Source organism: Burkholderia lata, assembly GCF_902499025.1.
In the GTDB taxonomy this organism is placed as follows: domain Bacteria; phylum Pseudomonadota; class Gammaproteobacteria; order Burkholderiales; family Burkholderiaceae; genus Burkholderia; species Burkholderia lata_C.
Map to the genome: position 1 here is coordinate 1 of NZ_CABVPW010000043.1, position 14,556 is coordinate 14,556.

A 14,556-nucleotide genomic window follows, 5' to 3' on the forward strand; every position below is an offset into this window, starting at 1 on the left:
GGCGTCGCGAAGAACTCGGACGCGAGCCGCGCGAGCGTCGCCGGGTCGGGCAAGCCGGCCGGCAGCGGCGCATGCGGCAGCGCGTGCACGTCGCCGCCGGCCAGGCCGGGATTAACGGTAGGTGTCGGGATAGTCATGGAACTTGGCGATTTCGACGTCATCGAGGACAGCCAGCGCATCCGGCGAATGGACCGCAAGCGAGCAATACAGCGAGATCAGGTACGACGCGATCGCCTGGTTGTTGATCCCCATGAAGCGCACCGACAGGCCCGGGCCCTGCTCGCCCGCCACGCCCGGCTGATACAGGCCGACCACGCCCTGGCGCTTGTCGCCGACGCGCAGCAGCAGGATCTTGGTCTTGCCGTCCGCGACCGGCACCTTGTCCGACGGGATCAGCGGAATGCCGCGCCACGTGAGGAACTGCGAGCCGAACAGGCTGACCGTCGGCGGCGGCACACCGCGACGCGTGCATTCGCGGCCGAACGCGGCGATCGCGAGCGGGTGCGTGAGGAAGAACGCGGGTTCCTTCCACACCTTGGTCAGCAGCTCGTCGAGATCGTCCGGCGTCGGCGCGCCGGTCAGCGGGAAAATCCGCTGCTCATCGGTCACGTTGGCCAGCAGCCCGTAGTCGGGGTTGTTGATCAGCTGGCTTTCCTGCAGCTCCTTGATCGTCTCGATCGTCAGGCGCAGCTGTTCCTTGATCTGGTCGTGAGGACTGCTGTAAAGATCGGAGATCCGCGTATGCACGTCGAGCACCGTGCTCACCGCGTTCAGGAAGTATTCGCGCGGCTGTTCCTCGTAGGGCACGAAGGTCTGCGGCAGCACGCTTTCGTCCTCGAGCTGCGTGCAGGCGGCACGCACGGCTTCCGGGTTCTTCACCTGGTTGAGCCGATAGATGCCGGCCTCGACCGGCACCCATTGCAGCAGGTGGGTCAACCAGCGCGGGGTGATCGTGGAAAGCTGGGGGACGGTCTTGGTAGCGTTCGCTAGTTGGCGGGCGGCGTGATCGCTCAGCGCGGCCGTGCCGCTTGCAACGGTCGACATGTGTGGCTCCGGGTTCTTAAGATGAAAAACGGGATTGCTTATGACGCTCGGTGATTATCGGAAGCACGCACCTGCCGGCTCAACATGCTATAGCCGTCATGTCGCGTGCAACCGAAAGGGAAACGGAACGGGGGCCTCAGGTGACGTACGCGCCCGGCAGCAGCGTCGAGATCGACACGTCGAACGCGCGCGCGATCTTGTCGGCCGTGACGATCGACGCGATCGCCTCGCCGCGCTCGATCTCGCCGACATACGAGCGGTTCAGCCCCGCATGCTCGGCCAGCTGCTCCTGCGACCACGTGCGCGCTTCGCGCAGCTTGCGCACGTTGGCGCCGAAGTGATGGATGAGGTCGCTCATCGCGCCTCCTAGGCGACGCGCGCCGCCGCGCGCGGCGCGGCGTTCGCTTCGCTGCGCAGCACGGCCTGCGTGACGTTCGCACCGGCCGGCACGTCCTGTGTGAGCCACACGTTGCCGCCGATCACCGCACCGCGCCCGATCGTCACGCGGCCGAGGATCGTTGCGCCCGCATAGATCACGACGTCGTCCTCGACGATCGGATGGCGTGCGAGCCCCTTCTCCAGATGGCCGGCCGCGTCGCGCGGAAAACGCTTCGCACCGAGCGTGACGGCCTGGTACACGCGCACGCGTTCGCCGATGATCGCCGTCTCGCCGATCACGACACCCGTGCCGTGGTCGATGAAGAAGCCCGCGCCGATGCGCGCGCCCGGATGAATGTCGATGCCCGTCTCCGCGTGTGCCTGCTCGGCAATGATCCGCGCGAGCAGCGGCAGGCCGAGCCCGTACAGCTCGTGCGCGAGCCGGTGGTGGATCATCGCGAGGATGCCGGGGTAGCACAGCAGCACCTCGTCGACACTGCCGGCCGCCGGATCGCCATGGAATGCGGCCAGCACATCGCTGTCGAGCAACCGGCGAATCTCCGGAAGCCGCGTGGCAAAGGACTGCACGGCCGACGAAGCGACGACGTCGACGGTATCGACCGGCCCGTCGGTGTGACGCTGGCGCGCCGCATAGCGCAATTCGAGCGTCACCTGCGCGAGCAGCGCGTTCAGCGCCGCGTCGAGCGCATGGGCCACGTGAAAGTTTTCGCTCTCCTGGCGCAGGTCCGGCGGCCCGAGCCGCATCGGGAACAGCACGCCCTTCAGCGCGCCGATGATCTGCGCGAGCGCCTCGCGCGCCGGCAGGTCGCGCCCGCCCGGTTCGAGCGAGCGCCGCTGCTTCTCGCGCCACGCGCGGCGCACGGTCTGCAGCGATTGAACGATGTCGTCGATGTCGAATGCGGCCATGCTGCTTTCTCCCCGTAACGGCCGTGAATCAGTCCTGCGCCCACGGCAGGCCGCGAAAACGCCAGCCATTGCTGCCGCCGCGATGCTGCCGTTCGTCGAGGTCGCCCTCGAACCCTTCGAGCACGTTGAATACCTGCGTAAAGCCCCCTTTCGTCGCAGCCTCGGCCGCCTGCGCCGAGCGGTTGCCGCTGCGGCACAACAGCAACACGACGGCCGTCTTGCCCGTCTTCGCTTCCAGTTCCCGCACGAAGCGCGGGTTGCGCGTCAGGCTCGTACCGGTCGCCCACGGCACATGCAGCGACGCCGGCACGTGGCCGACGAATTTCCGTTCCTCGGCCGTGCGCACGTCCACCAGCAACGCATCGCCGGACGAGAACAGCGCCCACGCCGCTTCCGGCGCGACGCCGCCCGCGTAGGGCGTGCCGGCCGCTGCGGCCGCTGCGCGCGCGTCTTCGAGCGCCTGCTGCGCAGCGGTTCGTTCTTCCAATGCAACCGTCATGACACTTCCTTGCTTTCGTTGATTCGTATGATCAAAGACACCGGGAATGCGGCCGTTGCAGCTTGCGTGCTGTCTATAGCCGTCAGCGCCACTATGCGAGCGCGGCCGGGCAAGCAGAACCAATAAAAATTCATTTCCTAATCAGCGGCGCGAGGAATGCAATAGCAGACGCGCGCTATTCGCGCGGGTACGCTGGCGAGCAAGACGGGAGGATTAACGACCGTTCGATGTCACGCATCGAAGGACTATGAAAGGTGTTGCAGGAATCGATCAACGCGGAAGGCGACGCGTTGCAACGGAATCCGAAATGGAATGCATGCGCGGGCGCGCATGCATGGTCGACTCACGAAATCAGGCTGGTTGTCGGCATGCATCGGCACGATGCCGGATAGGCATCGCCGATGCATTCGCTGGTCCGTCCACCGGTCACACCACCGGATCAACCGGCGCGACCGGCACGCCGCGCGCTTCGATATCGCGCCCCGCGAGCAGGCACAGGTCCTCGCGATGAGGCGCGGCGACCACCTGCACACCGACCGGTATGCCGTTCACGAGCGAAGTCGTGACAGCGAGCCCCGGCAGCCCCATCGCCGGCAGCGCACGCAACGTGAGCTGCGCCTCCCACACGCGATCGAACGCGCCCTGCCCTTGCCTGTCGAGATCGTCGGGAAATGGCAGTTCCGATGAAACAGGCAGCAGCACCGCCGCATACTCGTCGAGAAACAGCCGCCACTGCCGCGTCAGCGTCGTGCGCCGGACGAGCGCGCGGCTGATCACGTCGGCCGGCAAATCGCGCACCTTGCCGCGCACCGCCTCGACCACCGCAGCCGCACCCGGATCGCCGTCTTTCACGACCGCGCCCGTCAACGCGTCGAATCCATCGCCGAGCCAGAGCTGCTCCTGCAACAGTGCGGCCTCGCGCATCGGCGGCGTATCGTCGATTTCGTCGACGGTCCAGCCGGCATCGATCAACCGCCGTGCGGCATCGCGCAATGCAGCCTCGACCTCGGGCACGACCTGCAAGCCGCCCGGCCGCACGCACAGCGCCGCGCGCTTCGGCACCTCGCGCCCGTCGAACGGCACCGCCACCTGCCACGGGTCGCGCGGGTCCGGCGCGGCAAACGCACGCAGCGCGAGCGAGAGATCGTCGATCGTGCGTGCAATCGGCCCCGCGGTCGACATCAGCTGCGCACCGATCGCGCGCTCGGGTGACGATGCATTGAACGCCGGCACACGACCGAGCGACGGCCGGATGCCGTGCACACCGCACGCGTAGGCCGGGTAACGCACCGAGCCGCCGATGTCGGTGCCGACCGCAAGCGGGCCGATCCCGGCGGCCACGGCTGCCGCCGCGCCGCCGCTCGATCCGCCCGGCGTCAGCGACGGGTTGCGCGGATTGCGCGTGTGGCCATGCACGAGATTCGACGTGAACCAGCGCAACGCGAATGTCGGCGAATTGGTGCGGCCGAGCAGGATTCCGCCGGCCTTTCTGATGTTGCCGACCACCGGGCTGTCCGCGTGCGCGATCAGGTTCTCCTGCAGGCGCGTGCCGTTGGTCGTCGCGAATTCCGCCTGGTCGACGTTGATCTTCACGGTGACGGGCACGCCCGCGAGCGGCCCCGGATCGTCGCCGCGCGCGATGGTGCGATCGACTTCGTCTGCCTGCCGCCGCACGTCGTCGGGCCGATGCTCGATCACCGCGTTGATCGCCGGATTGACCGCGTCGAGGCGATCGAGCACCGCGTCGGCCACTTCGCGCGCGGATACTTCACGATGCCGCACGCGTTTCGCGAGTTCAGTTGCCGGCAGTTGCCAGAGTTGCGTCATGACTTCTCCTTGTGGAAGGACATCACAATCACTCATCGCGCCGCGCTTCCCTGCGAGCGCGCGGCGCCGCGTTCACTCACTGCGTATCCTGCTTTGCGCGTTCGGCGGCCGCGATGATCGCGTCGGCCACGGCCTTCGGCTGGCTCAGCATCGACACATGGCTGCCGTTCACGCGCGTGACCGTTGCGCCGATCCGCTTCGCCATCGCTTCCTGCAGCTTCGGATCGATCATCCGGTCCTGCGTCGCGACGACGAACGACGACGGCTTCGCATGCCACGCGGCCTGCATGACCTTCTCCGAGATGCAACCGCTATACCACGGCCCCTGGGTCGCCGCAACGATGCGCTGCTGCGCGGGCGGCAGGTCCGGCGCGAAATCCTGCGCGATCGCCTTGTCCGACAGCGTCGCGAAACCGCCCGCGTCCTTGCGCAGTTCGCCGGCCCACGCAGGCGCCGGCAGCCCCTGCGTGACGTCGGCGATCGACTGGCCGTTGTCCGGTGCGAACGCGGCGACGTACACGAGCGACTTCACCTTGTCGTCGTTGCCCGCATCGCTGATCACGACGCCGGCCCACGAATGGCCGACCAGCACGACCGGCCCCTTCTGCGCATCGATCGTGCGCTTCGTCGCGGCCGCATCGTCGGCGAGCGAGCTCAACGGATTCTGCACCGACACCACGTGCAGCCCGCGCGCCTCGAGCAGCGGAATCACGCGGTTCCAGCTCGACCCGTCGGCGAACGCGCCGTGCACGAGCACGACGTTCGTGCCCTTCAGGTCGTCCTGCGGCGCAGCCTGCGCCGCGACCGCACCGAACAGTCCGCCGACCACCGCGGCGGATACCAGAACGCGTTTCATCAAACCGGCCATCGTCATGCTCCTATTTGTGTCGTGTTATTCAAATGAAGTGCTGCATGGGCGACCGCGCCTCCAGGCAGCAGGCGCGGCACCGGATCACGAATGCGCGTACAGGTCGTCCGCAGCGTTCCGCGCGGAGCGCGACTGGGCCGCGTCGCGATGGCTGGCCGGCGTCGACGCATCGGCCACGTTGTCGCCTTGCGACTTCGACGGGCCGTTCTGGTCGGAGCGCGCCACCTGCAGCGCGGCGGCGATGTCTTCCGGGTAATGCGGTTCGCTGCGTGCCGGGTTGTAGCCGGCCTGTTCCAGGCGGACGAGTTCGGCGCGAACGTCGGCACGCGTGAGACCGTGGCCGGTATCGGCGAACGACAACGCGGGGATGGCGGCGAGTGCGGCGACGGCGAGGATTCGAGCGGCTTTCATGAGGGTTCTCCTTGAAGGAAGGTGGTCAGTCGATCATTCGGCATCCGATCCAGTTCGTCTGGCATCGAACGTTTCCTGCATGTCGACAGTAGAACCCGCGCACGTATCTGCCATGTTTCCGTAACCGGGGCTTTCTGCATGCCAGTTTTTCAGGAACGGCCGCAGATACAGTGCGATACAAACCGGGCCGCCGCATCGTTCACAGCCCCATCTGCCGATGTGCTCCCCCCAAGCCCACCCACCATGAAAAAAGGCGTGCCACACCTGGCACGCCTTTCCGTCGAACACATCGAACCGCATACGTCACGGCGCGAGCCGCGTGAACACGTAGTCGTGGTTCTTCACACGCGCCTGGTGGCACGCAAAGCACGTCTGATGCTGGCCGATATCGGCGGGCACGCCGTTGATGAAGCGCCCGAAACCCCAGCCACCCGTCGACGCATAGCGGCGCGAGTCCTTCACCATCACCTGCACGGTCGTCGCCTGGCCCGGCACCGTCGCACTGGGCAGCTCGTCGGATTGCTTGCGCTTGTACGCGAGCTTCACGAGGATCGTGCCGTCCGGAAACGGCAGCGTCGCCTGTTCGAGCGCCCGGATCGCGACGGGATTACCGAGCACCACGCGCAGTTCGTCGAGCGGTGCGGCCTCTTCGGCCGGCGCGACCATTTCCCACTTCCGGTAGCCGGGCGGGATCGTCACGCCGTAGATCGGCGACGCGGCCGCGGCCGGCTTCGGCTGCTCCGCGAACGCGGCCGGGCCGCTCGCCGACCACGCACCGGCCAGCAGCACGCCCGCGACGAACGCGCGGCGCATGCCGCGACGCGCCACACCCACGCGAGCCCGCATCACAGATGCTCCACTTGCAGGATCGCATCCGCGAACGCCTGCGGGGCTTCCTGCGGCAGGTTGTGGCCGATACCGCCGGTAATTGTCCGGTGCTGGTACTTGCCCGTGAACTTCTTCGCGTAAGCGGCCGGTTCCGGATGCGGCGCGCCGTTCGCGTCGCCCTCCATCGTGATCGTCGGCACCGTGATCGCGGGCCCGGCTGCGAGACGCCGCTCGATGTCGTCGTACTGCGCCTCGCCCTTCGCGAGCCCGAGGCGCCAGCGATAGTTGTGGATCACGACGGCCACGTGATCGGGGTTCTGGAACGATGCCGCCGAGCGTGCGTAGGTTTCATCGGAGAACTGCCACTTCGGCGACGCGAGTTGCCAGATCAGCTTGTTGAACGCGTCGCGATTCGCCGTGTAGCCGAGTTCGCCGCGCTCGGTCGTGAAGTAGAACTGATACCACCACTGGAATTCGGCCTGCGGCGGCAGCGGCTTGCGGTTCGCCTCCTGGCTGCCGATCAGGTAGCCGCTCACCGATACCAGCGCCTTCACGCGCTGCGGCCACAACGCCGCGATGATGTCGGCCGTGCGCGCGCCCCAGTCGTAGCCGCCGAACACCGCGCGGTCGATCTTCAGCGCGTCCATCAGCGCGACGATGTCGACGGCCGTCACGGCCTGCTGGCCGTTGCGCACCGTGTCGGCCGAGCGGAACGTCGTCGACCCGTAGCCGCGCAGGTAAGGCACGATCACGCGATAGCCGGCCGCGACGAGCAGCGGCGCGACTTCCGCGTAGCTGTAGATGTCGTACGGCCAGCCGTGCAGCAGGAACACGACGGGGCCGTTCTTCGGCCCGAGGTCCGCATACCCGACGTTGAGCACGCCCGCATCGATCTGGTGAATCGTGCCCAGCGACGCGACGCCGGCCGTGCGCTTCGCAGGCGGGGCATCGGGCGCCGACTGCGCATGCGCGAGGGCGCTGAAGCCGAGGTCGGCGAGGCTCAGGCTTGCCAGCGTCGTACCCAGGATCAGGCGGCGGCGGGTGTTCACGGTTTCAGGCATGACTCGTTCTCCATTGTCGATCGCTACGGAAGGGGCCCGCGGCACGTGCGGGCGCTCGGGAATTGGCGTTCTCGGCGGCGGCGCCGGCACTGCGCCGCCGTGTGAATCGCTTCACCGGATTTATATCCGATCCATCCAGAGGCTTTGTATCCCAACGTATCTGTGTGCGAACACGACACACGACGATTCAAAAATCGGGCTGGAGATGCGTATTGGCGAGGCGCCGCATGCCCCGTGCCGACACGCGTCGGCGACGACGCGGCCAGGCACGGCCTCTCGCTTCGGCACCGGAACGCGGCGATACTACGCCGCTGGCGCTGACAACCCCCTCGATTTCAGGTGCTCGATTTGGCCGATACCCACAAACAGAACGCCCCCGTACAACAGGCGGGCACGAACAGGCCGCCGCTCTGGCTCGCGACCATCCTGACCGTGTTCGGACTGGCGGCACTTTTGCTCGCGTGGTTCTCCGGATACTCCACCGCGTACTGCGACACCCTTGGCGATGCCGTGGTCTGGGTCGTGCTTTACACGGTGGCGGTCGTTTTTGCCGCCGTCAGGGACTACTGGCATGTTTTGCCGGTCGGACTGATTGCCTGCATCGCACTCGCCGCGGTCGTCCGGCGATTCCAGCGCTTCAAGGTAACGTGGTTTCGATTCTTGATCGCGCTGCTTTGTGTCTATGGCGCCATGACACTTTTCACATGGCTCAGAGACGTGCACGGCACATGCCGGATTGTCTGAAGCTGACGCACCAAACCGTTCAGTCCTTCCGATCCGGCAGGATATGCGCACGAATCGACCGCCCCCGCCACGAAATGTGGTCGATCCGCGCGCGCAGCGTGTAGAGCCCCACCGACGACAGCGTACTGAACCTGAGCAGCGCGATCGGGTTACCGATCCCGGCCGGCACGCGCTCGATCGAGTCGAACAGCGGGAATCCATGCCGTTTCAGGAACGCGCCGACCTCGTCGTCGCGTGCGTGTTCTTCGACATTGACCAGCAATAGTTCGGCCATGACGGCTCCTTTTCCTGTTCGCCCGTCCGTCACCGGATCAGCCGGCGCGTATGGTGCGCGATCATCAGTTCTTCGTTGGTCGGGATCACCCACGCCGGTACGCGACTCGACGCCGTCGTGACCAGCGGCCCGCCCGCGTGATTCGCTTCGACGTCGATCTCGACACCGAGCCACGCCGCACCGCGCATCACGCCTTCGCGAATCGCCGCCGCGTGCTCGCCGATCCCCGCCGTGAAGACGATGGCATCGATACCCTCCATCGCGGCGGCAAGCGACCCGAGTTCGCGCGCGATGCGGTAGATGTACAGCTCGATCGCGAAGCGCGCGTGCGGATCGTCGCTCGCGAGCAGCGTCCGCATATCGCTCGAGATGCCGGACACCCCGAGCAACCCGGAGCGTCGATAGATCAGATCCTCGACGGCGCGCACGTCCATCCCGAGTTCGTCCATCAGGAAGAGCACGACGCCCGGATCCAGGTTGCCGCAACGCGTGCCCATCGGCAGCCCGTCGACGGCGGTGAACCCCATCGTGCTCGCGACGCTCTTGCCCGCAACGAGCGCACACATGCTCGCGCCGTTGCCGAGGTGGGCGACGACCGTGCGCCCGCGCGCCGCCTGGGGCGCAACGTCGGGCAGCACGCTCGCGATGTATTCGTACGAGAGCCCGTGGAAGCCATAGCGGCGCACGCCCCGGCGGGTGATCGACTCGGGCAGCGCGAACGCCTGGGACACCACCGGCTGCGTGCAGTGGAACGCCGTGTCGAAGCAGGCGACCTGCTCGATACCGGGCTGCGCCGCTTCGAGGATGCGAATCGGCGTGAGGTTGTGCGGTTGATGCAACGGCGCGAGCGGCGTGAGCTTTTCCAGCTCGGCCACGATCTCGGGCGTGACGCGCACCGGGCCGCTGAAGCGCTGCCCGCCGTGCACGACGCGATGGCCCACCGCCGCGAGACGGTGCCCTTCCTGGTGAGCCTCCAGGAACGCGGCGATCTGCGCGAGCCCTTCTTGATGGCCGAACGTCTCGCCGCCGGCCCATTGCTGCTCGTGACGTTCCGCGTGATGGTCGACGGCGCTGAAGTGCACGGTGGCCGTGTACAGACCATCGACCTGACCGTGCACGATCAGCCCGAGCGTGTCGCGCTGCACGTCGAATGCGGAAAACTTGATGCTCGACGAGCCGGCATTCAATACCAGAATCACGTCTGCCATGGCATCAACCCGCGCGCGTGGCCGCTTCGCGCTGCACGTTCGCGACGAGCATCGCGACCGCGCATGAAGCCAGCCGGGTGATCAACGAATCGGCGCGACTCGTCAGGATGATCGGCACGCGCGCGCCGAGCACGATCCCCGCCGCGTCCGCGCCGGCCAGGAACGACAGGCTCTTGGCGAGCATGTTGCCCGCTTCGAGGTCCGGCACCATCAGCACGTTCGCGTGCCCGGCCACCGGCGAATCGATCTGCTTGATGCGCGCGGCCTCGGGATCGATCGCGTTGTCGAGCGCAAGCGGGCCGTCGACGAGCGCGCCGGTAATCTGCCGTCGATCCACCATCTTGCACAGCGCGGCGGCTTCGAGCGTCGACGGCACTTTCGGGTTGACCGTCTCCATCGCCGACAGGATCGCCACGCGCACCTGCGGAAATTCCAGCGCATGCGCGAGATCGATCGCGTTCTGCAGGATGTCGACCTTTTCCTCGAGCGTCGGCGCGATATTGATCGCCGCGTCGGTCACGATCAGCGGATCGGCGTGCGCAGGCACGTCCATCACGAAGCAATGGCTGATGCGCCGGCCCGTGCGCAATCCGGCATCGTGCCGCACCACTTCGGCCATGAGCTCGTCGGTGTGCAGGCTGCCCTTCATCAGCGCGGACGCCCGGCCGTCGCGGACGAGTCGCACCGCCGCCGCCGCCGATGCCTCGCTGTACGGCGCATCGACGATTTCATGATCGCGGATCGACAGCCCGAACTCCGCGGCGGTCGCTTCGATCCGGGCACGCGGGCCCACCAGGATCGGTTCGATCAGCCCCTTGCGCGCCGCCTCCAGCGCCCCTTCGAGCGAGCTTCGATCGCACGGGTGCGCGACGGCCGTCGGCATCGGCGCCAGCGTCTGGCAGTGTTCGATGAGGCGGTGATATTTCTCGTGTCTGGTTTCCATCGTGGTTCCTTGCTGTCCGTCACTGCACACGATCGAGTGCCGCCGCCGGCCCCTTGGCCGGCCGCGCGGCAGGCGGCGCCCCCAGCACCGCGCGGATGCGTTGTAGCGCCGCCCACTGTTGCTCGCTCACCGACGCGTTTTGCACGCGCGGGTCGCCCAGCAGCTTGTCCAGCAACGTCAGCAGCCGCTGGCGATCCTCCGGCCGGGCAAGCAGCGCCGGCAGCGTGGCGACGGCCTGTTGCGGCGCGTAAGTCGCGATGATTTCCTGCTCGCCGTAGATGCGCCGCCATTGATCGTGCGGCAGATCCGGCAGGTACTCGGCGTAGGTCTCGGCGAGCTCACGCTCGGTCGCAAGCTGCGCCAGCGGAAACGGTTCGCCGCTGCGTTCGAGCAGAAACGCCGCGCGCGCAACCGCTTCCGTGTAGCCACCCTGGTCGATCGACGCAAGCGCGTCCTTCACGAACGGCAGGTCGCGGGGATCCGTCGCCACCGGCGAAGCGGCATGACGGTCGCGATACTGTTCCGCGAAATGCAGCATGAACGGCTGCGTGTACAGCGTGAAAAACAGCGACTCGGTGCTCGCATCGCGCATCGCGCGGAAAAAATCGAGCGACGCGCTGATGACGTCCGAGCCACGCCGTTCGAGCTTGCGCCACGGCTCGATGTCGTCGGCCGGCTGGCGGCTCGCCTTGACCGTGTCGGCGGCCGGCTTCAGCCAGCCCAGCCACGGGTTCAGGTCCGAAAACGCCCAGCGCTGAAAGCGCAGCGGATGAAAGTCGCGCAACAGGCGCGCCGTGGTTTCGTTCGATGCCTGCTGCACGAACGGCTGCATGAACAGCTCATACGCGCGCTGCGTGAATTCGGACAGCTCGGCGACGGCCTCGAACGCATGCTCGTCCTTGCGCCCGAAGCGGTTGAAGTGTTGCGCGATCTCTTCGAGACGGTGCTCGGCGAAGGTGACGTCGTAAGTGACCTTCCCGTCGGCGCCTTTCACCTCCTCGATCGACATCGCATAGAGGCCGGGCGGCAGCGTTTCGACGGCATCCAGCACGCTGACGATCTGTGCGTGCTCCTTCTTCGCGACCTTGCCCGACACGAAGATGCCGAGATGCCCCACATCCTCTTCCACCAACCCGATGATCACCTGCCCGCGCGACTTGATCTCCTCCGTGCTGCCGTAGATGTCCGCGACCCAGTTGAACGCCTGCTGCGGCGGCGTGATGTTGTCGCCCATCGACGCGAACAGGATGATCGGCGAGCGGATCTCGCGCAGGTCGAACGCCTTGCCCGCCCCGTCCCGCACCTCGCCGGACCAGAGCTTGTTGCCGATGAACAGGTTGCGCGTGATCCATTCGATCTCTTCACGGTTCATCAGGTAGTACCCACCCCACCAGCGCTCGAACTCGAGGAAGCGCGGCGGCTCGGTGTCGATGTTGTCGTACACGTGGTAATACTTGTCCCACAACGTGTTGGCCGGGTTCAGGTTCTCGAAGTTCTGCACGAGATAGGCGCCGTCGAACTTGCCGTTGCCGAGGTCCGACGAGAGCGATGCGAGCCAGGTGCCGCCGAGCAGGCCGCCGGCATAGCGCATCGGGTTGTCGCCGGGCCCCTCGCTCCACGCACCGCTCCAGTACGACATCGGGGCGCCGTTGATCACGATCGGGCCCGTATCGTCCGCCGACGAGCTCGCCAGCATCATCGCGGCCCAGCCGCCCTGGCAGTTGCCGACGATCGCCGGCTTGAGGCTGTCGGGATGCAGCGCCCGCACTTTCCGGACGAACACCTGTTCCGCCGCGCATACGTCGAGCAACGTCTGGCCGGGCTCCGGCTCCTGGAAGAACACGACGAAGTACACGGGATGCCCCGCGTGCAACGCCACGCCGACTTGCGAATCGTCCTTGAAGCCGCCGATGCCGGGGCCGTGCCCCGCGCGTGGGTCGATGATCAGGTAAGGCCGCTTGCCGGCGTCGACGATCACGCCGTCCGGCGGCAGGATGTGAACGAGCGCGTAGTTGACGGGCCGTGCGAACTGCCGGCCGTCGAGCACGACCTCGTAGTCGAAATGCAGCACCGGCTTGAGTCCCTGGGCCGTGCGCTCGACATATTGCGTGCCGCGCTCGCGCAACGTGTCCCAGAACAGCAGCGAGCGCTGTACGGCGTCCACCGCGTAATGCCATGCGCCCAGCGGCGAGAAAAGCGTGGCAAAGGGGGCGGCGCCCGGGTCGCGACTATCGCTGTCGCTGCCTTCGAGTGCTCCGCCCAACCGTTTCCCGTACTGTTCGAGCGCGTGCTGCGTGCGCTTTTGCAGCACGTGGACAATCTCCGCGGCGATCTCATGACTGCGCGCCGGTTGCGTGGCAGCATCCATAACACTGTTCTCCAGAGGGGCAAGGTGAATCTCGACGCATGCCGGGAGCGGCCGCCTCGCGTCAGGCGAGCACGTGCATCCCCGCGTCGACGTAGTGAACGCCGCCGGTCATCGCACGTGCGGCATCGCTGGCGAGAAAGGTGCACAGCGCGCCGACATCGTCGATGTCGAGCGGCCGGCGCAATGGCGCACGCCGTGCGGTGTCGTCGAGCAGGTGATCGAAGTTCGGCAGCCCGGAGGCCGCCCGCGTGGGCAGCGCGCCGGGCGACACCGCATGCACGCGGATACCTGCCGGGCCCAGCTCGACGGCCAGGTAGCGAACGGTCGCCTCCAGCGCCGCCTTGACCGGCCCCATCACGCCGTACTCGGCGATGACCTGGTCGGCGCCGATATAGGTCATCGCCATCAGGCTGCCGCCGGCGGTCATCAACGGCTCGGCAAGCTTCGCCATCCTGATGAATGAATGGCAGGAGGTATCCATCGCGAGCGCGAACCCTTCCGGCGAACTGTCGACAACTCGCCCGTGCAGGTCGGCCCGGGGTGCATAGGCCACGGCATGCAGCAGAAAATCGAGGCCGCCCCACTGCTCGCCGATCGCGTCGAACACCGCGCGCATCTGCTCGGTGCGACTCACGTCGACGGGCATCGCAATCGCCGGCTTCAGCTGTTCCAGCAGCGGCTCGACGTACGGCAACGCGCGGTCGGATTGCCAGGTCACGGCCAGCTCGGCACCGGCTGCGTGAAAGGCGCGCGCGCATCCCCACGCGATGCTCTGCTCGTTCGCCAGCCCGACGACGATGCCCCTTTTGCCTTCTAGCGGCCGCATGCCATTGCCAGGCGCGCGCGATTCGCGCACGTCGTTATTCGTCATCGCGAAACCTCGGGTCGTATTTTTTCACCGGGCGAAACTGCGAAAGGGCCGATTTGCCTTTCTGCCGCGACTCATTGTATTGAGTGTTTCAAACCATCAGATCACTTGCGCGATATATTTTTGATTTTTATCAAAATCGCTTTTGAATCAAATAATTACGATGGAATGTTTCGATCGGGACAGGCGAATTTCATCGATATGTCATTCAACCGTGCGCGAAAACACGGGCGGCTTCTGCAGACAGAAATAAAGTAACCGCTGTTTTGGCGATAAAACAGAAACGAACGCGAGCCGCATGATTGCCC

General features: G+C 66.5%; 15 protein-coding genes. 1 reads left to right on the forward strand and 14 read right to left on the reverse strand.

Features of this window, described 5'->3' with window-relative positions:
* Positions 1-111: 111 nt before the first annotated feature.
* From BDI24065_RS32900 to BDI24065_RS32940, 9 genes are all read right to left on the reverse strand, one after another.
* The gene (locus tag BDI24065_RS32900) at positions 112-1,044 is read right to left on the reverse strand and encodes a family 2A encapsulin nanocompartment shell protein (RefSeq protein ID WP_006479760.1); all 933 of its coding nucleotides are present in this window, start codon (positions 1,042-1,044) and stop codon (positions 112-114) included.
* A gap of 136 nt (positions 1,045-1,180) precedes the next feature.
* Positions 1,181-1,402, reverse strand: a complete 222-nt coding sequence (locus tag BDI24065_RS32905) for a helix-turn-helix domain-containing protein (protein ID WP_011356215.1) — start codon at positions 1,400-1,402, stop codon at positions 1,181-1,183.
* Positions 1,403-1,410: 8 nt separating this feature from the next.
* Positions 1,411-2,349, reverse strand: a complete 939-nt coding sequence (gene epsC, locus BDI24065_RS32910) for a serine O-acetyltransferase EpsC (protein ID WP_175034719.1) — start codon at positions 2,347-2,349, stop codon at positions 1,411-1,413.
* Between the two features lie 28 nt (positions 2,350-2,377).
* Positions 2,378-2,848 (reverse strand): rhodanese-like domain-containing protein, encoded by a 471-nt coding sequence (locus BDI24065_RS32915; RefSeq protein WP_175034720.1) that lies wholly within the window; start codon positions 2,846-2,848, stop codon positions 2,378-2,380.
* Positions 2,849-3,274: 426 nt separating this feature from the next.
* On the reverse strand, positions 3,275-4,675 hold the full coding sequence (locus BDI24065_RS32920) for an amidase family protein (RefSeq protein WP_175034721.1): 1,401 nt from the start codon (positions 4,673-4,675) through the stop codon (positions 3,275-3,277).
* 76 nt (positions 4,676-4,751) lie between these two features.
* Positions 4,752-5,543 carry an alpha/beta fold hydrolase gene (locus BDI24065_RS32925; RefSeq protein ID WP_175034722.1) on the reverse strand — a complete coding sequence of 264 codons (792 nt, stop codon included), beginning with the start codon at positions 5,541-5,543 and terminating at the stop codon, positions 4,752-4,754.
* 84 nt (positions 5,544-5,627) lie between these two features.
* Positions 5,628-5,954: a DUF4148 domain-containing protein gene (locus BDI24065_RS32930; protein ID WP_175034723.1), complete on the reverse strand. Its 327-nt coding sequence runs from the start codon at positions 5,952-5,954 to the stop codon at positions 5,628-5,630.
* A gap of 303 nt (positions 5,955-6,257) precedes the next feature.
* The gene (locus BDI24065_RS32935) at positions 6,258-6,800 is read right to left on the reverse strand and encodes a cytochrome P460 family protein (protein ID WP_175034724.1); all 543 of its coding nucleotides are present in this window, start codon (positions 6,798-6,800) and stop codon (positions 6,258-6,260) included.
* Entirely contained in the window at positions 6,800-7,843 is a 1,044-nt protein-coding gene (locus BDI24065_RS32940) for an alpha/beta fold hydrolase (protein ID WP_175034725.1), read from the reverse strand. Before BDI24065_RS32940 ends, BDI24065_RS32935 begins: the two co-directional genes overlap by 1 nt.
* A 348-nt stretch (positions 7,844-8,191) precedes the next feature.
* Here BDI24065_RS32940 and BDI24065_RS32945 point away from each other — a divergent pair, with 348 nt between their 5' ends.
* Entirely contained in the window at positions 8,192-8,587 is a 396-nt protein-coding gene (locus tag BDI24065_RS32945) for a hypothetical protein (protein WP_175034726.1), read from the forward strand.
* 19 nt (positions 8,588-8,606) lie between these two features.
* Here BDI24065_RS32945 and BDI24065_RS32950 read toward each other — a convergent pair whose 3' ends face one another.
* From BDI24065_RS32950 to fabI, 5 genes are all read right to left on the reverse strand, one after another.
* Positions 8,607-8,861: an RNA-binding protein gene (locus tag BDI24065_RS32950; protein ID WP_175034727.1), complete on the reverse strand. Its 255-nt coding sequence runs from the start codon at positions 8,859-8,861 to the stop codon at positions 8,607-8,609.
* Positions 8,862-8,890: 29 nt separating this feature from the next.
* On the reverse strand, positions 8,891-10,069 hold the full coding sequence (locus BDI24065_RS32955) for an acetate/propionate family kinase (RefSeq protein ID WP_175034728.1): 1,179 nt from the start codon (positions 10,067-10,069) through the stop codon (positions 8,891-8,893).
* 4 nt (positions 10,070-10,073) lie between these two features.
* Positions 10,074-11,012, reverse strand: coding sequence for a phosphate acetyltransferase (locus tag BDI24065_RS32960; RefSeq protein ID WP_175034729.1), 939 nt, complete (start codon positions 11,010-11,012; stop codon positions 10,074-10,076).
* A 19-nt stretch (positions 11,013-11,031) separates the two neighbouring features.
* Complete coding sequence (locus tag BDI24065_RS32965) at positions 11,032-13,380, reverse strand: DUF3141 domain-containing protein (RefSeq protein WP_175034730.1); 2,349 nt, start codon at positions 13,378-13,380, stop codon at positions 11,032-11,034.
* Positions 13,381-13,441: 61 nt separating this feature from the next.
* Entirely contained in the window at positions 13,442-14,251 is an 810-nt protein-coding gene (fabI, locus tag BDI24065_RS32970) for an enoyl-ACP reductase FabI (RefSeq protein WP_438820042.1), read from the reverse strand.
* Positions 14,252-14,556: the final 305 nt, after the last annotated feature.